18 protein-coding genes and 1 pseudogene are annotated in these 20,483 nt (G+C 56.5%); 2 read left to right on the top strand and 17 right to left on the bottom strand.

Going from position 1 to position 20,483, the window contains the following annotated elements:
• Nucleotides 1-11: 11 nt before the first annotated feature.
• The 13 genes from ACE6ED_RS09365 to ACE6ED_RS09305 all read right to left on the bottom strand — a co-directional run bounded on the left by ACE6ED_RS09365 (nt 12) and on the right by ACE6ED_RS09305 (nt 13,096).
• Nucleotides 12-1,007 (bottom strand): ABC transporter ATP-binding protein, encoded by a 996-nt coding sequence (locus ACE6ED_RS09365; RefSeq protein WP_410826852.1) that lies wholly within the window; start codon nt 1,005-1,007, stop codon nt 12-14.
• Nucleotides 1,004-2,017: an ABC transporter ATP-binding protein gene (locus tag ACE6ED_RS09360; RefSeq protein WP_410826851.1), complete on the bottom strand. Its 1,014-nt coding sequence runs from the start codon at nt 2,015-2,017 to the stop codon at nt 1,004-1,006. Before ACE6ED_RS09360 ends, ACE6ED_RS09365 begins: the two co-directional genes overlap by 4 nt.
• Nucleotides 2,018-2,028: 11 nt before the next feature.
• Nucleotides 2,029-2,940, bottom strand: coding sequence for an ABC transporter permease (locus ACE6ED_RS09355; protein WP_410826850.1), 912 nt, complete (start codon nt 2,938-2,940; stop codon nt 2,029-2,031).
• A gap of 15 nt (nt 2,941-2,955) precedes the next feature.
• The gene (locus ACE6ED_RS09350) at nt 2,956-3,882 is read right to left on the bottom strand and encodes an ABC transporter permease subunit (RefSeq protein ID WP_410826849.1); all 927 of its coding nucleotides are present in this window, start codon (nt 3,880-3,882) and stop codon (nt 2,956-2,958) included.
• Nucleotides 3,883-3,999: 117 nt separating this feature from the next.
• On the bottom strand, nt 4,000-5,640 hold the full coding sequence (locus tag ACE6ED_RS09345) for a glutathione ABC transporter substrate-binding protein (RefSeq protein ID WP_410826848.1): 1,641 nt from the start codon (nt 5,638-5,640) through the stop codon (nt 4,000-4,002).
• 111 nt (nt 5,641-5,751) lie between these two features.
• Nucleotides 5,752-6,756 (bottom strand): asparaginase, encoded by a 1,005-nt coding sequence (locus ACE6ED_RS09340; protein ID WP_410826847.1) that lies wholly within the window; start codon nt 6,754-6,756, stop codon nt 5,752-5,754.
• Nucleotides 6,757-6,825: 69 nt separating this feature from the next.
• Nucleotides 6,826-7,983: an ROK family transcriptional regulator gene (locus tag ACE6ED_RS09335; protein ID WP_410826846.1), complete on the bottom strand. Its 1,158-nt coding sequence runs from the start codon at nt 7,981-7,983 to the stop codon at nt 6,826-6,828.
• Between the two features lie 416 nt (nt 7,984-8,399).
• Nucleotides 8,400-9,014, bottom strand: a complete 615-nt coding sequence (locus ACE6ED_RS09330; RefSeq protein WP_410826845.1) for a hypothetical protein — start codon at nt 9,012-9,014, stop codon at nt 8,400-8,402.
• Between the two features lie 15 nt (nt 9,015-9,029).
• Complete coding sequence (gene floA, locus ACE6ED_RS09325; RefSeq protein WP_410826844.1) at nt 9,030-10,034, bottom strand: flotillin-like protein FloA; 1,005 nt, start codon at nt 10,032-10,034, stop codon at nt 9,030-9,032.
• Between the two features lie 84 nt (nt 10,035-10,118).
• A complete protein-coding gene (locus ACE6ED_RS09320; protein ID WP_410826843.1) occupies nt 10,119-11,714 on the bottom strand; it encodes an NfeD family protein in 1,596 nt (531 codons plus the stop codon).
• A 241-nt stretch (nt 11,715-11,955) separates the two neighbouring features.
• A complete protein-coding gene (locus tag ACE6ED_RS09315; protein WP_410826842.1) occupies nt 11,956-12,399 on the bottom strand; it encodes a GatB/YqeY domain-containing protein in 444 nt (147 codons plus the stop codon).
• 15 nt (nt 12,400-12,414) lie between these two features.
• Nucleotides 12,415-12,588 carry a 30S ribosomal protein S21 gene (rpsU, locus tag ACE6ED_RS09310; protein ID WP_036712328.1) on the bottom strand — a complete coding sequence of 58 codons (174 nt, stop codon included), beginning with the start codon at nt 12,586-12,588 and terminating at the stop codon, nt 12,415-12,417.
• Nucleotides 12,589-12,736: 148 nt separating this feature from the next.
• On the bottom strand, nt 12,737-13,096 hold the full coding sequence (locus ACE6ED_RS09305; RefSeq protein ID WP_410826841.1) for a histidine triad nucleotide-binding protein: 360 nt from the start codon (nt 13,094-13,096) through the stop codon (nt 12,737-12,739).
• 370 nt (nt 13,097-13,466) lie between these two features.
• Here ACE6ED_RS09305 and ACE6ED_RS09300 point away from each other — a divergent pair, with 370 nt between their 5' ends.
• Both ACE6ED_RS09300 and ACE6ED_RS09295 read left to right on the top strand, forming a co-directional pair.
• Nucleotides 13,467-13,757 carry a GNAT family N-acetyltransferase gene (locus ACE6ED_RS09300; protein WP_410826986.1) on the top strand — a complete coding sequence of 97 codons (291 nt, stop codon included), beginning with the start codon at nt 13,467-13,469 and terminating at the stop codon, nt 13,755-13,757.
• A gap of 122 nt (nt 13,758-13,879) precedes the next feature.
• On the top strand, nt 13,880-14,329 hold the full coding sequence (locus ACE6ED_RS09295) for an HIT family protein (protein ID WP_410826840.1): 450 nt from the start codon (nt 13,880-13,882) through the stop codon (nt 14,327-14,329).
• 108 nt (nt 14,330-14,437) lie between these two features.
• Here the strand turns inward: ACE6ED_RS09295 and ACE6ED_RS09290 are convergent.
• From ACE6ED_RS09290 to ACE6ED_RS09275, 4 genes and pseudogenes are all read right to left on the bottom strand, one after another.
• Nucleotides 14,438-14,567, bottom strand: a pseudogene (locus ACE6ED_RS09290) (IS1595 family transposase); the annotation flags it as partial.
• Between the two features lie 75 nt (nt 14,568-14,642).
• Nucleotides 14,643-15,002, bottom strand: a complete 360-nt coding sequence (locus tag ACE6ED_RS09285; RefSeq protein ID WP_410826839.1) for a hypothetical protein — start codon at nt 15,000-15,002, stop codon at nt 14,643-14,645.
• Between the two features lie 451 nt (nt 15,003-15,453).
• The gene (locus ACE6ED_RS09280) at nt 15,454-19,041 is read right to left on the bottom strand and encodes an AAA family ATPase (protein ID WP_410826838.1); all 3,588 of its coding nucleotides are present in this window, start codon (nt 19,039-19,041) and stop codon (nt 15,454-15,456) included.
• Nucleotides 19,042-20,223, bottom strand: a complete 1,182-nt coding sequence (locus tag ACE6ED_RS09275) for an exonuclease SbcCD subunit D (protein WP_410826837.1) — start codon at nt 20,221-20,223, stop codon at nt 19,042-19,044. It abuts the gene before it with no gap.
• Nucleotides 20,224-20,483: the final 260 nt, after the last annotated feature.

Raw genomic sequence — 20,483 nt, 5'->3', positions numbered from 1 at the left:
CGCTGCTTATTTCACTGCCCCGCTGACTTCAGCGCCGCTTCATCATACAGATGGCAGGCCACCCAATGCTCGGGCTCCGCTTCCTGGAACACCGGCTCTATCCGCTTGCAGATCTCCATGCAGGACGGACAGCGGGTGTGGAACCGGCAGCCAGTAGGCGGATCTACCGGACTTGGCAGATCGCCTTTCAGGATGATCCGTTCTTTCTTCAGCTTCGGGTCCGGCACGGGCACGGAAGACAGCAAGGCCTGCGTATACGGATGCAGCGGGCGGTCGTACAGCGCATCCTTGGGCGCCGACTCCACCAGCGTTCCGAGATACATCACGCCAATCCGGTCGCTGATATGCTCCACCACACTGAGATCATGCGAGATAAAAAGATACGTAAGCCCGTACTCCTCCTGCAGATCCTGCAGCAGGTTCAGCACCTGCGACTGGATGGACACGTCAAGCGCGGACACCGGCTCATCGGCGACGATCAAGCTCGGCCTCACCGACAGCGCCCGGGCAATGCCGATCCGCTGGCGTTGACCGCCGCTGAATTCGTGCGCAAAGCGTTCCGCATGCAGGCTGTTCAGGCCCACTGTGTCCAGCAGCTCGCCGGCCAGACGGTCCCGCTCTTTTGGACTAAGCTTCGTGTGGATCAGCAGCGGTTCAGCCACCAGCTCCTTGACCTTCATCCGCGGATTCAGCGACGCGTAAGGGTCCTGAAACACCATCTGCATCTCTTTGCGCAGGGGTCTCATTTTGTTATCGCTGAACGAGCTGATATTTTGACCGTTAAACCAGATTTCGCCTTCGCTTGGCGTCAGCAGCCGGGTGACCAGCCGGCCGGTCGTCGATTTGCCGCAGCCGCTTTCTCCCACGAGACTGAAGGTCTCGCCTTTACGAATGGCAAAAGAGATGCCGTCCACCGCACGCAGCCGTTTCGACTGTCCAAAAAAGCCTTTTTTAATCTCGAACGATTTCCGCAGCCCTTTGACTTCAATCAGCGCCGGTTCATTCATCCGCGTCCCCCTCCTTCCGCTGCCGGCGTTCCGGCCGGCTGGGTCAACCAGCAGCGGCTCAGCCGCCCAGCCTCTCCGCCTGGCGGCAGCAGCGCTGGTTCGGCCGCTGTGCACCGGTCCATCACATGCGGGCAGCGCGGCGCGAATTTGCACCCGGCCGGCATCTGGGACAGATCGGGGACGTTGCCCGCGATCGAATCGAGCCGCCGCACCTTTTGGCGCAGCTTCGGCACAGACCGGATCAGTCCCTGCGTATACGGATGCTGCGGATTCTCAAACAGCTCGCCCACGGCGGCTTGCTCGACCACCCGTCCGGCGTACATCACCACAACGCGGTCGCACATTTCCGCCACGACGCCGAGATCATGCGTAATCAGCAGCATGCCCATGTGCTGCTCTTCCTTCAGCCGCTTCATCAGGTCGAGAATCTGCGCCTGAATCGTTACATCAAGCGCGGTCGTCGGCTCGTCGGCGATCAGCAGCTTGGGATTGCACGACATGGCCATCGCAATCATGACCCGCTGCCGCATCCCGCCGGACAGCTGATGGGGATAATCGCCGGCCACCTCTTCGGCGCGGGGGATGCCGACCTGGCGCAGCATATGGACCGCATGTTCTCTTGCCTGTTTCCGGTTGTATTTTAAATGCAGCATAATCGGCTCTTCGAGCTGTTTGCCAATCCGCAGCACCGGATTCAGCGACGTCATCGGTTCCTGAAAAATCATCGCCAGGTCCTTGCCGCGAATCGACCGCATTTCATTTTCTTTCAGCTTGGTCAGATCGACGCCGGCGAAACGGACCTCGCCTCCCGTAATTTCGCCGGGCGTGTCTTTCAGGAGCCGCATGATCGACAGCGAGGTGACGCTTTTGCCGCAGCCCGACTCGCCAACGAGTCCAACAACCTCGCCCGGGTTAATGGTAAAATCAATCCCGGCGACCGCCGTAACGCTGCTCCGCCCGCGTCTGAATTCCGTTTGCAGCTGACGTACTTCCAGCAATGCCTCAGCCATGGCCGCCCCTCCTAGTTTTTGGATTTGGGATCCAGCGCGTCCTGCAGTCCGTCTCCCAACAGATTAAAAGCAAGTACGGTGATAAAAATAACCGCGCCGGGGAAATACACGATATGCGGAGCAATACTCAGATAATCGCGCGCCATACTCAGCATCGCGCCCCAGTCCGGTTCGGTCGGCTTTGCGCCCATGCCGAGGAAGCTCAGCGAAGACGCCGCCAGAATCGCCGAACCGATTTTCATCGTCACGTTGATGATAATCGTCGGCACCGTCTCCGGAAAAATATGCTTCCAGATAATCCGGCCGTTTTTTGCTCCCATGGAGCGGGCCGCTTCCACGAACAGCGTCTCCTTTGCGGACAGCGTCACGCTGCGGATAATCCGGGCAAACGACGGGATGCCGAAGACGGCAACGGCGATCACGACATTCGACAGACCCGGCCCGAGAATCGCCACAATGCCGATGGCCAGCAGCAGGTCCGGGAACGAAAACAGCACATCGCTTCCCCGCATGATCAGCCGGTCCAGCCAGCCGCCGTAATACCCGCTGATCAGTCCGAGAAACGTCCCGGCCACCGCGGCAATGGCCACTGAGCTGAGGCTGACACCAAGCGACAGCTGCGCCCCGATGATCAGCCGGCTCAAAATATCGCGTCCATATTCGTCGGTTCCCGCCCAATGCTTGGCCGAAGGTCCGGCCATCAGGGCGTCATAGTCCGGCGCGTTGGGATCGTAAGGCGCGATAACCGGCGCCAGCGCGGCAATTATAAACAGCAGCACAATAAAAACCGCCGCTGCCAGGGACAGCTTTTGCCGGCTGAATTTGGCGGCGAACTGCCGGACTCTGCCTTTGGGCAGACTCTGCGGCGCCGCTTGCGCGGCCAGCGCGGGGCCGGCCTCCATCACGGTCGGTTGTTGACTCATGGCGTTGTCCTCCTTTTAGTTCGCCGCGTATCTGATCTTCGGGTTCAGCACTCCATACAGCAGATCGACGGCCAGATTAATCAGAATAAATTCGGTTGCAAACAGCAGCAGTTCAGCCTGGATGACGGTGTAATCCCGGAATTCGATTGAATCGACAAGCAGCCTTCCGAGGCCCGGAATACTAAAGACGGTTTCCACCATAACCGATCCGCCCAGCAAAAAGCCGAACTGCAGGCCCGCTACCGTGACGACTTGGATCAGGGAATTGCGCAGCGCATGCCGTCCTACGACCGCAAATTCCCGCAGCCCTTTGGCGCGGCCGGTCCGGATATAATCCTCGCGCATCGTTTCAATCATGGACGAGCGGGAAAAACGGGCCAGCATAGACATGATCCCAAGGCCCAGCGTAATGGACGGCAGCACATAACCTTTCCAGGTGTCTACGCCGCCTGTCGGGAACCAGCCCAGCTCCACTGAAAAAATCTGAATCAGCACCAGGCCGCTCCAGAAGCCCGGGATAGACAGTCCGGAAATCGCGGTCACCATGGTGACGTAATCGGGCCAGCGGTTCCGTTTGACCGCGGCGACAATGCCCGCCAGCACGCCGATGACCAGCGCCCAGCCCATGCTGAGGAGCGTAAGCCATACCGTCGGCATCATCCGGCTTTGCAGCATTTCCGTTACCGGCAGACCGGACACCAGGGAGGTGCCGAGGTCGCCCCGGAACAGGTTGCCCATATAGTCCAGATACTGCTTCCACAGCGGAAGATCCAGCCCAAGCTGCGTCCGGATGGCGGCGATTTCTTCGAGCGTCGCTTCTTTGCCGGCCACCAGCCGGGCGGGATCGCCCGGAATCAGATGGATGAACAAAAACACCAGCACCGAAACGACGAACAGCAGCGGGATGACTCCGAAGAGCCTTTGCAAAGCGTATCGTCCCACGTGATTGGCCTCCTTCGGGTTGTCTAAATAAAAGCGGGGCCGTCTTCCCGGTTGCTATTCAGGAAGCGGCCCCTTTTTGAACCAAAGCTTGATTAAAGGACCGGATTCGCCTTAGGCTTACTGCTTCACTTCGGCGTTCAGCAGGTTGATGCTGCCGTCCGGATATACTTTTACGCCTTCCAGGTACGGCTTCTTGCCGGACACGATTTGGTCAACGCCCATGAATGCCCAAGGCGCTTCTTCCCAGATTGTCTTCTGGATATCGGCATAAATCGCTTTGGCTTTCTCCGGATCGGTCGACTTGTTTGCTTCGGCGATCCATTGGTCAACCTGTTCGTTTTTGTAGTAAGCCGTGTTGGAGCCGGCCGGCGGGAACATTTCGCTGCTGAACAGTCCGCGCGTCGCGCCATCGGCGTCGCCGGAGGACGGCGACCAGCTTACATACCACATTTGAATGGCCGCATCTTCAGGGGTAGCGGAGTTGATTTGATCGGACAACGTGGCGCTTTCCATCGACTTCACTTCCACATCAATGCCTACCAGCGCAAGCTGCTGCTGGAAGAACTGCATGCCTTTTACCGTCTCCGATTCATTGCCGCCCCAGATTTCGGCTTTGAAGCCGTCCGGGTAACCCGCTTCGGCGAGCAGCTGTTTTGCTTTTTCCGGATCATAGTCGTAGCCGGTCTGTTGGGAGTAGTACTGCGTCTTCGGGGACATCGTGGAATCCAGCTTGGTCCCGAGGCCCGAACGCACAACTTTTACATATGCTTCTTTATTGATGGCATAGTTGATCGCCTGGCGGATTTTAACGTCGTCGTAAGGCTTTTTCATCGTGTTCAGGGTAACGTACCGGACGATGGTGGAATCCACTTTGTCGATCACGACACTGCTGTCGCTCTCAAGTCCCGCCACCTGCTCTGCCGGCATCGGATAAATAAAATCGGCTTCGCCCGTCTTCAGCATGGCAATCCGCGCGCCGTTTTCAGGCACTGGCTTGAATGTCAGGCTGTCAACCTTCGGGAGCCCTTCCTGCCAGTACTCCGCGTTTTTCTCTACAACAAGCTTGTCGCCCTGCGTCCACTCTTTGAATTTAAAAGGACCTGTGCCTACCGGCTTCTGGGCAATGTCTCCGCCTTCCGCCAGCGCCTTCGGGCTGACGATCAGCAGCATGGCCATCTTGTTGAGCAGCGCCGCATACGGCTCGCTCAGCGTAATCACCACCGTTTTTGCGTCAGGCGTTTCCACCTTGCTGACTTTGGTGAAGCTTCTGCGCATTCTCAGGCTTTTGCTTTCGTCCAGCACGCGGTCCAGATTCGCTTTCACCGCTTCAGCGTTGAACTCCGCGCCGTCCTGGAACTTGATGCCTTCCTTCAGGGTAAAGGTATACACCAATCCGTCGTCGCTGATTTTGTAGCTGTCTGCGAGCACTTCTTTGAGCTGCATATTCTCGTCAAAACCCATCAAACCTTCATACATGGTGCGAACCGCAGTGATTGAATTCGTGTCGCTGATATTGTGGGGATCAAGCGTCGTAAAGTTGGCGTCCACACCGATCACAAGGTTGTTGCCATTTTTGGAGACCACCTTTGCGCCGTCCGAAGCCGGTGCGGTACCTTCCGGCGCCGACGAAGCGGCACCGCCGTTAGCCGCCGCGTTTCCCCCGCTATTGCCGTTTGAACCGCCGCCGCAGCCTGCTGCCGTAACGGCGATGGTGAGCAGCAGCATCATCATCGGCCATACTTTTCTTCTTTTCTTCATGTCCAATCACTCCCCTTGAAGTTTGATGTTATAGAGAAATACGCCTTGCGGGCGTGCTTTCACAGTTCCAGGGCCGCCTCTTCTTAAGAGCGTTCACGGCAAAAGAGTTCATCACGATTCAAGCTGGAACACCGCTCGGCGTTCGCCGACAGCCGCACCCGCGTCGTTCGTAATTTCATTGGGTACAAGCGCGTACAGACGGTCGATCGTCGCTGTGTTGCCGTAGCCGAGACGCTCCAAAATGGTGGCGATAATGCACGGCCAAACCTGCTCCGATCCGTCTGACACCTTCAGGGAAATGCCAATGCGTTCCTTGCGGAGACCGATCGCATATACGCCTTTGGCGCCGCCTTTTGCCACCAGATTGTCGTCCTTCAGCAGGGCCGAACAAACGAACTGCCGGTCGGCGATCATATCGGGATATTCGTTCATCAAGGCGGCGATATCCGCCGCTGCTTCCCGCGAAGCGGGATCGGAGATCAGATCGGGGCAGGCGAGCTTCAAATACACCCAGGCGATCCGGTCCAGCGGGAGGGCAAATACCGGCAGCCCGCAGCCGTCGACTCCCTGCGGAATCTCCTCCACCGGCAGACCGGACAGCTCGGCTGCGGTATTCATAATCTCGCGCTGCAGCGGATGGCCAGGCTCGTAATAAGTAGATTCATCCCAGCCGGCGCTGCGGCAGAGCGCGATCATGCCGGAATGTTTCCCGGAGCAGTTGTGGAACAACTTCCGTTTGGACTCTCCGGCCCGATACCGTTCTGCCTTAGCCTCTTCATTCAGCGGGTAGGTGCTTCCGCAGTACAGGCTGTCCTCGGGAATTCCCGTCTTGCGGAGAATCGATTCCAGCGCGTCAATGTGGTAGCTTTCGCCGCGGTGGGACGCGGTGAACAATGCGGTTTCCGCGCCCGTCAGCCCATATGTCTCCCGGACGCGCCGCTTCATCGCCGGCATCGCCTGAACCGGTTTGGCGGCGGACCGCAAAAACGTCATCCGGTGAGGGTCTCCCGCCCGGTACAGCACCGTTCCTTCCTCGTCCACAACGCTAACGGCGCCATAATGGACATTTTCAAGCAGTCCTCCACGGTACTCTTCAACCAGCGGTGTAAATCCCATAGGTAACTCCCCCCGTGTTTCGTATGTTCCTAGCAGCTGTTCGCGGCTGCTGTTCGCGCTGGTCTTCTGTTAATCCAGCCGGAAAAAACGGAGCTGCGCCAGAAGTCCCGATCCCGTGACCACGCTTTTGTCGCCCAGCGTAGACCGCAGCAGCTGAAAGGAATCCCGGAGCGGCTCCCACACATACCTGGAAGCGCACAGCTCGCCAATTCCTTCATACACCTCAGGAAAATCGTCCACCAGTTCGCCGCTTACGATGACGCAATCCGGATTGTACATGCAGACCAAATTGTTTACCGTGATCGCCATGTAAGTGAGAGCCCGGTTGACCAAATGAACGGCCCAGCCTTCCCCCGCCCGCTTGGCATCAAACAGTTCCTGGATCGTGCGGACCGGCCGGATTTTGTTAGCCTCCGACAGCAGCGCGCTGATGTTGATGTACGTCTGCAGGCAGCCTGCCTTGCCGCATTCACAAAGCGCTCCACCCGGGTCAACCGTCGTATGTCCGATCTCGCCGGCGCTGTTCAGATCCCCCCGGTAAATTTCTCCTTCGACGATTAGCGCTGAACCAACTCCGTTGCCGAATCCGGCAAGCACCGTCCGCTTCGAACCAATCGCCGAACCTCGAAGATGCTCCGCCAGCGCCATAACCTTCAGTTCATTGTCGATTGCGGCAGGAAGGCCGGTGAGCCCGGACAGCTTCTCTGCCAGCGGCACGTTTTTCCACCCCAGCTGAACCGAAAAGACAACAATGCCTGTCTCGTTGTTCACAATGCCCGGCAGTCCAACGCCAATGCCCTTTATCCTCGACCGGTCGATTTGCTCGCTTTCAATCAGGCTCTGCAGCGCTTCGGCGATCCGGCGAATCGTCTCTTCCGCCGGCTCCTCCGTCCTTGTAAACGAAGTTCCGCAGATGATTTGCCCCTGCAGGTTAACGATGCCGATATCAATCCGGTGCAGATCGACTTCAACGCCCGCCGCAAGCACCGATTCGTCTACCACGCCGAGCAGCGTGGACTTCCGGCCGAGCCCAGCGGTAGGCGCCTGGTCCGACTCGCAGATATAACCCTCATCAACCAGTTCTCCGACAATGCGGCCCACCGTAGTTGCACTCATCCCGGTTTCCTTGGCGATTGCCGCTCTGGAAATGGGATGCCGGTTCTTGATCATCTCGAACACGGTCAGCCGGTTCTGCCTTTTCATAAAGTCCTGATCATGCTTCTTCATCACAGGGTTCCCCCATTAATTTCACCATTGGATTAATTAGACAGACAAGCAGCTGATTTCTCTTAAAAAACTTATGTATAGACTATGTTTTAGGGCGATTTCGTGAGATTTAAGTTTTATATTCTCCAGTGATGTTAATAATATAAGCGATGCTTTTTGATGTGTCAATATAAATGACACATTTCTTTGCATTTTAATAAATAGTTGTGACTGTCTCAAAAGTAAAGCGGATACATTTGTGAATTTATTCCTTTAATCACTTTTTACACCCTGATACCTAACATAATGATGACATAAAATGCACAGGTTTTCAGGTAACAACGTCCTTATCGTCGCATGGCTGCTGTCCTCCCGGCACAAAAAAACACCGTATCCTTAATGGATACGGTGCAAAATATACCGCGCTGTTCCTGACTTTACGAATCTCTGCGCATGGAGTGCGGCCTGCGGGAACGGGGCGGGCCGAGGATTTCCGCCCAAATGAGCCCGCTTCGCAGCTGCTCCTGATCAGTCTGCAAGCTGCTTGCGGAAGACGTTGACGGCTCAGGCTTCCGGTTGCGCGTATTACGTTTCTCCTGCGGACTTTCACTCAGGCTGTCGCCATACTTGGCGATTCCGTCAAAAGAAGCATGCACCCGGCGAAGCTCTTCTTCCATCCGGCGGGTCCGGAGCTCTACGCTGTCTTCCGCCTGCTCCAGCGATACGCCTTCGCCGGTCTCATAGTCCGGCGAAGGGAACTGCTCGCGGGAGCTGCGTTGCGGCGGTTCAGCTGGCCGTGCGGTCCGTGACGGCTCCTCCCAGGACGAAGTCCCGGGCCGCTCCGCTTTTGGCGCCGGAAAGCCGCTGCCGCGGCCTGCCGTTTCCTGCGGACGGTTCGGACGGTTCAGTATAGGCCCGCCGCGTTCGCCGCCGCCGAATGTCGGCATTCCACCTCCGGACGGCTTGCCGGTTCCGCCTTGCTTCTTGGTTTTGCTCAAGCCGGAAATGACAGCAAACAAAATCACCGCCACGATGTAAATCAAGCTGCCCATGGGACTTCACATCCCTTACTTGTTGGTTTTGGATGAATCGGACCCGTCGCCCTGATCCCCCATTTTGCCGAGCGAGCCGCGCATCTGAGTGTCGGCTTCAATGTTTTTGAGGTTCATATAGTCCATCACGCCAATTTGTCCGGCGCGCAGCGCTTCCGCCATCGCCAGCGGCACCTGGGATTCGGATTCAACAACCAGCGCCTTCATCTCGACGACGCGGGCCTTCATTTCCTGTTCTTGAGCGACGGCCATCGCTCTGCGTTCCTCGGCTTTGGCCTGGGCGATCCGCTTGTCGGCTTCAGCTTGTTCCGTCTGGAGATAAGCGCCGATATTTTTGCCTACATCCACGTCCGCAATATCGATCGACAGAATCTCGAACGCCGTGCCGGCGTCCAGACCTTTGGACAATACTGTCCGGGAGATGGAGTCCGGATTTTCCAAGACATCTTTGTGCGAGTTACTGGAACCTACCGTCGTTACAATACCCTCGCCAACCCGGGCGATGATGGTCTCTTCGCCTGCGCCGCCGACGAGACGGTCGATATTCGCACGAACCGTTACCCGGGCTTTAACTTTCACTTCGATCCCGTCTTTCGCAACCGCGGCTACGGTCGGCGTCTCAATCACACGCGGGTTAACGCTCATCTGTACCGCCTGCAGCACATCGCGTCCTGCCAGGTCGATTGCTGCCGCACGCGTGAACTCCAGCGGAATGTTCGCCCGCTGGGCGGCGATCAAAGCGTTAACCACACGGTCGACGTTACCACCCGCCAAGTAGTGACTTTCCAGCTGATTGATATTCAAACCCAAACCCGCTTTGGTTGCTTTGATCTGCGGGTTGACAATCCGGCTTGGGGTTACCCGGCGCAGCCGCATCGCCACAAGGGTAATAATTCCGATCCGCACGCCGGATGCAAGCGCGGATATCCAGAGCATGACCGGGAAAAAACTGAAAAATACGCTGAGCACGATAATGACCACTACTGCGATCAGCAAACCTGTAATCAAAGTTGGTTCCATTTTGTCCCTCCGTTATAAGGTTTGGCATACCACAAGACATGGCGTGCCGGCAGAATGCCGGACACGTTCTATCCATAGTTTACCTTAATCTTTTACTTCTTTCACGATAATCCTGCCGCCTTCGACTTTGACAACGGCTACGGGGAGGTTCGCACCAACAAATCCGCCTTCGGTAACGACATCAACCCGCTCGCCGGCAATTAGCGCAGTGCCCGCAGGACGCAGAGGCGTAATGCTGACCCCTTTTTGTCCTATCAAACCGCTTTTCTCGAGCGAAGGCACAAATCCCTGATCAGTTGTTAGGCTTTCGCTTAAGATAAACCGGTTCCAGATCCCCCGCTCCTTGAAAACCACCGCGACAATCGTTACCACAACGGCCGCCGCCGCAAAGGCGATGCCCAGGCTGAACAGCGCATGCGTATAGCTGTAGGCTGCCCGGATGACGCCTGCGATAAGGCTGACCGAACCGAGTATCCCAAGGATGCCGAAGCTTGGAACAAACAGCTCAAGAACCATCATAACCAGGCCAAGAATAAACAGCAGCCACGTCTCCGAACCGGCAAAGCCGGCCACATAGTTGCCGAAAAAGTACAGCACAAACGCCAGGGTCCCGATAATACCCGGAACGCCAAACCCCGGTACGAGCATTTCAATGACCACACCGGCAATTCCGATAAAGAGCAGCAGCGTCATCACCACCGGATTGGTCAGAAACTGAGACATTTTCTCCGCCCCGGTATGCTTCACTTGAAATACATCGTCAGTCGAATACCCCATCGCCTGCACAGCCTCTTCCGGGGAATCGGCGATATAATCGGCGTAACCCGCTTTTTGCGCCTGTTCGCTGGTCAAAGCAATGATCTGCCCTTTTTCTTTGTGTACGCCGAGTTCAGGTTTGTCGACGACCATATTTACGTCGGTCATGCCGGCGGCCACATCCGGATCTCTGCCGTTCAGCTGCGCCGCGCCGGCCATTTTCGATTTCCAGAAGGAAATCAGCTTGGCGTCGTCAACCGGACTGCCCGTTCCGTCAACCAACGCAGCCGCTCCGATCATGCTGCCGGGCTTCATCGCAATTTGGTCGGCGTTCAGTGCGAGATAACTGCCCGCGGATGCGGCGTCGCCCTTAATGTACGCCAAGACCGGAATCGAACTGTCCCGAATCATGGTCCCGATCTCCTCAGCAGAGGCGACAAGCCCCCCAGGCGTATCAATCTCCAGCACAATCAGCACCGCTCCATAGTTGCCGGCTTCTTCAAATCCGCGCTCCAAAAAGCTCTGCAGTCCCTGCCGGATCTCCTGATCGACGGGGATAATAAACACAGGCCCCGTCTTCGGAGTAGACGCTGCTGCCGAAGCGGATGCTAAATACGTAGGGGCTGCCGATGCTGAAGCCGTTAGCGACGTCGATGCAGTTGGCGAAGACGATGCAGTTAGCGACGTCGAGGCAGTTAGCGAAGACGATGCACTTAGCGACGTCGATGCGATTAGCGAAGACGATGCAGTTAGCGACGTCGATGCAATTAGCGAAGACGATGCAGTTAGCGAAGGCGAAGCAGCCGCGGAAACCGCGGAAGCCGCCGCATTCCCGGCTCCGGTCACGAATCCAAACGGCAGCAGGAACAGGAGTACGGCGAATATTGCTCGAACGGCCGCCGGTAATTTGCGTAGTCCGGTCACTGGTGTGTCCTCCTTTTAGTGTAATAAAAGCGTATACCGAATGGGCGGCCGCTTATACATGGGACTGCACGGTCCTTCACATTCCGCCCTCCGCGAGATGTATCGGCAATACGCGGATCAACCCTTCACGAAGTAATACGTAAAAAATGCCCGTGCGTTTCATCAGGACCGGCACTGCTAAATGGATATGTAGGAGAAGAAAAGAAAAGCACCCCTTGGTTAAAGGGGTGCGTTCGTTATATTATTGCAGAAATTGCTGAACCGTCTGGTTCACAAGTTTACCATCGGCGCGTCCTTTGATCTTAGGCATCAACGCGCTCATCACCTTACCCATCTCACTTTTCGAAGAAGCACCGGTTTCCTGGATGGTCTGCTGTACAATGACTTTTAATTCTTCTTCGGAAAGCTGCTCAGGAAGATATTTCTGGATAATCTCGATTTCTGCTCTCGTACTTTCGGCAAGCTCGTCTCGGCCCGCTTTTTCAAATTCTTGGAGGGCATCTTTGCGCTGTTTGATCTCACGACTAAGGATATCAAGCACTTCGCTGTCGTCTAAATCTCTTTTTAGATCTATCTCAAGATTTTTTATCGTCGAACGAACCATTCGAATGGTGGAGAGTGCGAACTTGTCCTTACTCTTCATCGCTTGCTTCATATCTTCGTTCAATCGTTCGCTAAGATTCATGCTTGGGTGTTCCTCCTAAAACTTTCTCTTACGAGCAGCCTCAGACTTTTTCTTGCGCTTAACGCTCGGCTTCTCATAATGCTTGCGTTTCTTCACCTCAGCCAGTACGCCATCTTTAGCGATGGAACGTTTGAAGCGACGAAGTGCAGCATCAATAGATTCGTTTTTGCGAACTTTCGTTTCAGACACCAGTTTTCCCTCCCTCCGACCAGACCGTCCAAGAGCATAACACGGTTCATCAAATTTCATTATAGGTTAAACAGAAAGAGGGTGTCAACCTGCCGCAACGTCTTTTTTCCACTTTTCAAACTGAAACAAGCCGTACTTAGTGTCAAAATTACGCGTGGGAAGTCGAATTGCCGGTTAAGGCCCCCAATTTCCCGCCTCCCAGCAGATGATAATGCAGATGGAACACGGCTTGTCCGCTGTCCGGACCGCAGTTGTTGATCAGACGGTAGCCAGTATCGGCAATACCCAATTCCTTGGCGATTTGCTGGGCAACCTGGTGAATCTCGCCAATCACCGGCAGATCCTCTTCGGTCACGTCGTTCATCGACGGAATCGGCTTCTTCGGAATAATCAGCACATGCACTGGCGCAGCCGGCTGAATATCGTGAAACGCCAAAATCCGTTCGTTCTCGAACACTTTGTTGCAGGGAATCTCGCCTTTAATAATTTTGCTGAAAATCGTTTCCATCGCTCAACATCCTTTCGAAAAAATCGGTCGATAGCCGCAGGGCGGCCGTAAATTTGTTCCTTCCGGCTGCTTTGCCGACGTCCGCCCTGCCCTCACGCTATTTATCATACCGGATTCAGCGCCGGAACGAAAGGCGGGAGGGACAGCTGTGACGCAACTAATCCAGATCATTATATTGTTCGTTAGATAGTCATGTTTACTTATGCTGACCGGCATGTTATTTAAAAGTTGTCCATTGGTTAGACAGCAGAGTAGATAATAATTATACTTGTTCTCGCCTTTTTGTTCCTCGAGTTTGCACGGTACTCTAAAAAGAAAAAACGCTATGAAGGAATATCTATGTTAGAGATATACGAGCTATCGATTAAAGATAAGCCTGAGTATCGCCATATTATCAAATGATTTAGCAGGATCGTCTGCTCCGAAAAGACTTGTCACCAAGGAGGGCATATTCATTGACAGCAGTGAAAGAGGGAAGGGCCTAGGATCACTTCTTCTGCAGCACGCAAGAAAAACAGCTTTTCAGTTAGGAAACAAAAAGATTTACTTAGCAACGGATCATATCGGATACTACGAAAAATACGGTTTCCGGGAGATCGGTTTAAGTAATTTTGAGTGGGTCCGTCCGAGTAAACTATATGAGCACGATACTTTATTCTAGACTCTTTTCGTAGATATTGTTGTTAATGTGACATATGCAACAAAGCTTTGTTCCTAAACGAGAAATTTCCATGTTAATATGGAATTACTTGGATAACAAAAAGACATTGGGAGGTTCCGTTTATGGAAAATTGCTTGATTTGCAACCGAATTAACATGATTAAGGAAGGCACAAATAAATATTTTGTAGCTGAACTTGAAACGGGCTATGTGGTGATTGGAGATCACCAATATTTCAAAGGATACACACTATTTCTTTGTAAGGAACATAAGAATGAACTTCACGAATTAGATAGTGATTATAAGCAGAAGTTTCTGTTTGAAATGAGCAAAGTATCTGAAGCTGTTTATAGAGCGTTCAAACCAGACAAGCTTAACTATGAACTTCTTGGTAACGGCGATTCACATATGCATTGGCACATATTTCCAAGAAGGTTGTCCGAACCTACCCCCAAATATCCTGTTTGGTGGACACCAAAAGAAACCATGTATTCAGAAAGCGTAAGACCAAGTAATGACGCATTGGAAGAATTAAAAAGTAGGTTATTAGAAGAATTGAACAAAATTGTATAGTGCCTTAACAAGCCCGGCCTGAAAGATTGTACTGTGGTGAATGTGATGTTTTTTACAAGCTTCAAACACCATCGTTTGCTTAGCATGTTTCTTGTTTAAATGTTTATGCATTTCTAAGAATCGGAACCAAAACAAATAGTTATCGATGTATTTTCGTGCCGACACTATTGAAGCGTTCCATCCACTTTTTTAGTCGTTGATGATAGGCATTGACGTGCTGAATATGGAAAATGCCTTTTTACCCTAACCCCTTTGTTATTATTTAGAATTTCGTGGGGAATGTCCTTTTTCTTTTGCGAAGAACTTATTTTGGTCAAGTGATATGGTATTGATAGATCTCATCAGCAGAGAAAGAATTGAACAGGTCATTCAACACCTTATTGAAGACGATAGTTTCACCACTGTTTTCACCCTTTACCCTGATGTTCTGCCAGAAGATGATGAACATTATCCAGCCGGATTTTTTGTGCAGTTTTGAAGGTGTCATACAGACTTGAAGATCTGGCAGTTGTATGGTTCCCTTTTCCTCCATGCCCCAGCCCCATCTTCCTCCATCTTGTGGCTGCAAGTTTTTCTCATTAGCGTAAAAAATACTTTCCCATCCCGCTGCCTTGGAGAAGGTATTCCTGTTCCTGTCACGGGCTGCACCCAAGCGGATCTGTAACTGTCCCATAACAGTTTCTTCTTTCCGATGCCCCCGCTTCAATCTTAGGCGGAATGTTCGGTTACGAACTCAATCGTGAAATAAAAGCGGTAAAGGAGCTTAAGGGAGTAAAAGAGATATAGGACATTAAAGGACATGGGCAATAGCAATAGAGAGAAATAGAGAGAAATAAAGAGAACCAGAGGATAAAAGATAGAATAAGACAGTAAAAGACAAGGGGAACAATGGATAAGCGAGATAAAAACAAGTATGGTAATAAAACAAATACGGTAAAAAGACAAAAAAAATAGAAACACCCTGTCAGCTTATAAAAGCTGTTCCAGACAGCGGGCGTATGAGTGGGAGGTTCGCTCCCGGTCATACGTCCGCCGAGGTGTTTCTTAAATGATGTCGGCTTACCTGTATTATAACAGGGGGGTTATGCTGTCTCTGTGACGATAATCACATATTTTCCGTACGGCTACATTTTTTCCATAATGATCCTCGATCCCCCGCCGCCCTGTTCGGCCGGCACTACAACCAGCTTCCGCGGAAGCCGGGCCCGCAGCTCCGGAACGTGGCTGATAATGCCTACGGACAGCCGGTCGTTATGAAGCCGTTCCAGCGAGGTAATCACGGTGTCCAGCAGCTCGGTATCCAAGGTGCCAAACCCTTCATCCAGGAAAAAGAACTGAAGCGGATACTGTCCGCGCAACTGAATCTGGGCCGACAGCGCAAGCGCAAGCGACAGCGAAGTAAGGAACGTCTCTCCTCCGGACAGTGTGGATACAGGCCGCTTTACGCCGCCGTTGCCGTCATCCCGGATCACGAAGCCACCGCCCGAATCCACCTCAAGCGAATATCGCTGCTTGCTGAGAAAACGCAGCCGCTGGGATGCCGCCTGACAGACCTGCATCAGCTGTTCTTCCGCAATGTATTCTACAAACGCATTGCCGCGCAGACAGGACTGCAGCTTGGAAAGGCGCTCCCCTTCCTCCGCATAGCGGCGGCGGGAGGTTTCGAGCTCCGTCCAGCGGGCGTGCCGGTGGCGCAGATCCTCCAGATCGCGTTCGGCCCGGGCCCGAAGCTGGAGCGATTCCTCGTCCTCCTGCTTGCGCCGCAGCAGCTCAGCTTCCCCTTCCAGCCATTCCTCCTCCGTCAGTTCCGCTCCGTTCAGCTGCTCGGCCAGATGCCGCAGCCGCAGCGTCACCTCTGCTTCGGCTTCGCGGTGCGCAGCGGCCCGTGCCTGCATAACTTCGCGCTCCTGCACCGGCAGGACGGCCGCTTCGGCTTCACTGACGGATACAAACGGAGATTTCAGCAGGCTTTTTTCCCATAGTGCAGACTGCGCCGCACTGTGTTCTCCCGCAGACTCCGCCGCCTGACGGGAAATGGCTGCTTCGCGGACGGCCAGCTGCCGCCGTTCCTCCGCCTCCCGCAGCTTCCGCCGGCTGGACTCGGCCGCTTCGGCCAGCGAACGCAGCGTCCGTTCGCAAGCTTCCAGCAGCTCCCGGGCCGGGCGGCCATCCGTCCACTGCTTCAGCCGCTCTTCCCGTTCGCGTCCCAGCTCCTGCTTGCCTTCATACTGGGCGTTCCACTGCGCGAGTTCCTTGTCCAGCGAAGCTATGCGTTCGCGAAGCTGCTGTACGGAAGCACTTTTTTCGTCCAGGAACTTGACGGCAACTTCCAGACGGCCGCGGATTTCCTCCGCCTGCTCATCCTTGCGGCGCAGCTCGCCGCTGGCCTGCTCGGCTTCCTCCGGCGCGAGGCCCGAGAACCGCTCCCCCCATTCGCGGCGCAGCTCCTCCGCCTGGGCGGCGAGCTCGCTTGCACGCGCGGCAGCCTGAACGTCCCAGGCGCGCTCCGCTTCAAGCGCAGCCGAGGCAGCCAGGCGCCGTTCGCCGCTGTCCTGCAGCGTGCGGGCCCAGTCGGCCAAGGCGCGCCGCAGGCTGCGCGAAACGTCGCGCAGGCCGGCTTCGGCCGCGGTGATGGCCGGGACGGTGTCCGCGGCCGGAGCGCCCGGCGAGGCGGCGTCTGGCGAGACGGCGTCCAGCGAGGCGGCGTCCAGCGAGGCGGCGTCCAGCGAGGCGGCGTCCAGCGAGGCGGCGTTCCCTGGGTGCGCAGCACCGGGGAGGACCGCTGCGCCGTGCAGGGCGCTGGCGCCAAGCGCGCCAGGCGCAGCGGCGGCGCCGGACACGGCCGCATCGGCCGCGGCGTGCGGCGCTTCGCCGGCCGGAGCGGCTTCCGCCGCCGCGGCAAGCGCGTCCGCGCCGTACGCCTGCTCCAGCCAGTCGCGGTCCTGCTCAAGCAGCGCCTGCAGCTTGAGCCGTGTCTCGCGCAGGCTGTCGGCCTGGCGGCGCAGCGCCTCCAGCTCCCGCTCCTCATCCGCGGGAGCCCCCTCCTCCGCCGGCGAGGCCGGCGCAGGGTGGTGCGTGCTGCCGCATACCGGGCACGGGCTGCCGTCCGCCAGCTCCCGCGCAAGCGCAAGCGACAGGCGGTGCAGCTCGCGCTCCTTCAGCGCGGCAGCCAGCGCGGATGCGCGGGCCTCCAGCCGTTCGCCGGCCGCGCCGGCGGCGTGCTCGGCGGCCTCCAGCCGCTCAAGATGCTGCAGGGCCCCGCCCAGCAGCATGCCGCGCTCGGCGGCATGCTGCCGCTCCGCCGCCTCAGCTTCGGCGAACCGCCGCTCCGCCGCGGCAAGCGCTTCGGCCCGCGCGGCGCGTTCGGCGTCCGCCTGGGCCTGCTGCTCCCGGGCGGCCCGCAGCCGCTGAAGCAGCTGCACCGCTTCCTGGAGTGTCTGCCGCTCCTGCGAGCGGACCTCCAGCGGCAGCAGCGCCTCCTGCAGCTCCTGCTGGCGCCGGCGGCCCTTGTCCAGCAGCGCCAGCTCGCGCTCCAGCGTTCCGCTCTGCGCAGCGAGCGCCGCCTCCGCCTCTTGCCGGCGGACGGCCAGCGTCTCGATCTCGCGGCGGAGCGCTTCAAGCTCGCCTTCCGTCTCGGCCGCCCTGCGGTAGCGCTCCATCGATTCACGGAGCGCAGGCTCCCGGTCCGCCAGCTCACGCTCGGCGTTCTCCGCCGCCGCCGACGCCGCGACCGCTTCGCGTTCCGCTTCCGCAGCGGACGCCTCCAGCTGCGCGGCCCGTTCCAGCTTGGCGCGCCAGGCCGCCTCGCTTTCCCGCCACGCGGTCAGCGCGGGCCGCAGCTTCTCCGCTTCGCCCGCCCGGGCCAGCCGGTCTTCAAGCACAGCGATGTCCGCTTCTTCCCGCTGAAGCGCCTCCTGCCGGTGCTGCTGACGCGACCGCTCCTGCACCCACTCCCGGATTTTGGCCATCCGTTCCATCCGTACGGCGGTTTCTTCCAGCCGGGACCGGCATTCGGCAGCCTGCTTCACCGCATCTTGAAGCCGCTCCTCGGCGGCCTGCACATCCTCTTTGCCTGCGCTGCCAAGGCCCTGCTGCTCGGCTTCAACGGCACGCAGCGCTCCTTCGTTCTCCTTCACGCGGCGGCTGAGCTTAAGGCTCAGCTGATCGCCGTACTGCTCCAGATGGAAGAGGCGCTGCAGCATCTGCCTGCGCTCCACCCCTTTTAACGACAGGAATTCGGCGAATTTGCCTTGCGGCAGTACAACTGCCCGGGTAAAATCATCCATTTTCAGCCCGATCCGTTCCTCCACGCAGCGGGTGACGTCGGCCAGCTTATCGGCCTTCACGCTTTCTTCGCCCGTCTCCCCGATTTCCACAAACCGGCTGACGCTATTACTCACCGACTGGTCGCCCGTACGCTTAAAACGCCGTTCCACCCGGAAGCGGCGCGGCCCCGATGGAGAGGACAGCTCAAAGGTAAACGCAACCTCCAGCGTATCCTCGGAATGGTTCATAATCCCCTGGGTGCCGTTCACCGCCCGCTCCACCTTGCCGTACATCGCCAGGGTAATGGCGTCCAGCAGCGTCGATTTGCCGCTTCCCGTAGGGCCAAAGATCCCGAACAACCCGGTCTCGCACAGGCTGGCAAAATCAATTTCCTGCGTCTCCCGGTAGCTCTGCAGCCCCGACAGCTTTAGCTTAATCGGCTTCATTTAAGCATTCTCCTCCCCGCTGGACTCGCCCTTGTCTTCCGCAGCCAGCTGAAGGAACAGCTCCACCAGGCTGTCCTCCGGCTCCGCGCCCCCTGTCTGCCGCTGGTAAAACTTGCGGAACAGCTCCTGCACCGGCAGTCCCGAACGCATAACAGCTTCCGCTTCCCGCTCCATTTCAGGGTAGATGGGACGGATATGGACGATGCCTTCTCTCGCTTTTCGCAGCCGCTGAATATCAGCCATGGACATCGCTTCGTTTAACCGGATCTGCAGATCGATAAAAGCGGACGCATCCCGTCCTTCGTCCAGCCACCGGTACACTTCTTCCAGACCGCCCGTGCAGTCCCACTTTACAAGCGGCCGGCCGCAGGACAAATGAATCTCCTCCAGCACCGGCTCGCCGCCGGGCGCGACATCAATAAGCGTCACTGATTTTGCCTGTCCCGCCTCCGAAAAACTGTACGCCAGCGGAGAGCCGCTGTACCGGATCAGACCCGCTCCTTTTACCATTTGCGGACGGTGAAGATGCCCGAGCGCGGTATACTGCGCCCCGCAGTCCAGGGCCGAAGGGTCAACCGTATAAGCGCCGCCTACCTGAATCGGACGCTCCGAATCGCATTCGACACCGCCGAGCACATAGATGTGGCTCATCGCAAGATTGACCGTTTGCGGCGTGAACTCGCCGGCAAGTTGCTGCATAAGCTTCCCGACGCGCGCGCTGTAGGCCAGCCGAAGCTCGGACTCGTCCGTGTCTTTTGCCAGCAGCTCACCCAGTCTAGCTTCGGACGGATACGGAAGAGCCGCGATTTTGGCCGTCTCGCCCGTACGTGAAGCCTGAACGGTAATCGTCCGGTCTGTCGGAAGACCGATGAGCGTAATGCCGTGTCTGCCCACAAGCGGAGAGACAGAGGAAACCCGTTCGGGCTGGTCGTGATTGCCCGAGATGACGACGAGCGGACGTCCGCCTTCGGTCAGACGGGCCGCAGCTTCATAAAACAGCTGCTCCGCAGCGGCAGGCGGATTGACCGAATCGTACACATCCCCGGCCATAAGCACGAGATCGGCACGCGACTCGTCTGCCGCCGCCACCAGTTCGTCGATGAACTGCTCCTGCTCTTTTTGCCTGCTTCGTCCTTCCAGCGTCCGGCCCAAATGCCAATCGCCCGTATGCAATACCCTCATGTCTCTCTCCTCTTTCCCCGCCTTGCAGGCGTGATCTCCTTGCTGGTGCGGCAGCCGCGCATGGCGCATGCTTTACCGGACCTGTCCTAAATAGAGGAACCGGCGAACATCAGTGAATGTCACGGTGCCGGAGCCTCCAAATGCCGATCCAAGTGCTATAGGTGTTATACAAACTGCAGTTTGTTTATTGCAGAAAAATTTGCTCAGCCTGGAACAGGTTGCAGAGGTCTGGACCAACCGTTTGTTCTCAAAAATCCGGC

The sequence above is a fragment of the Paenibacillus nanchangensis genome, assembly GCF_046543445.1.
In the GTDB taxonomy this organism is placed as follows: Bacteria; Bacillota; Bacilli; order Paenibacillales; family Paenibacillaceae; genus Paenibacillus_AQ; species Paenibacillus_AQ nanchangensis.
Note: the sequence above shows the minus strand (reverse complement) of the source record. Positions and strands in the feature narration are given on the sequence as shown.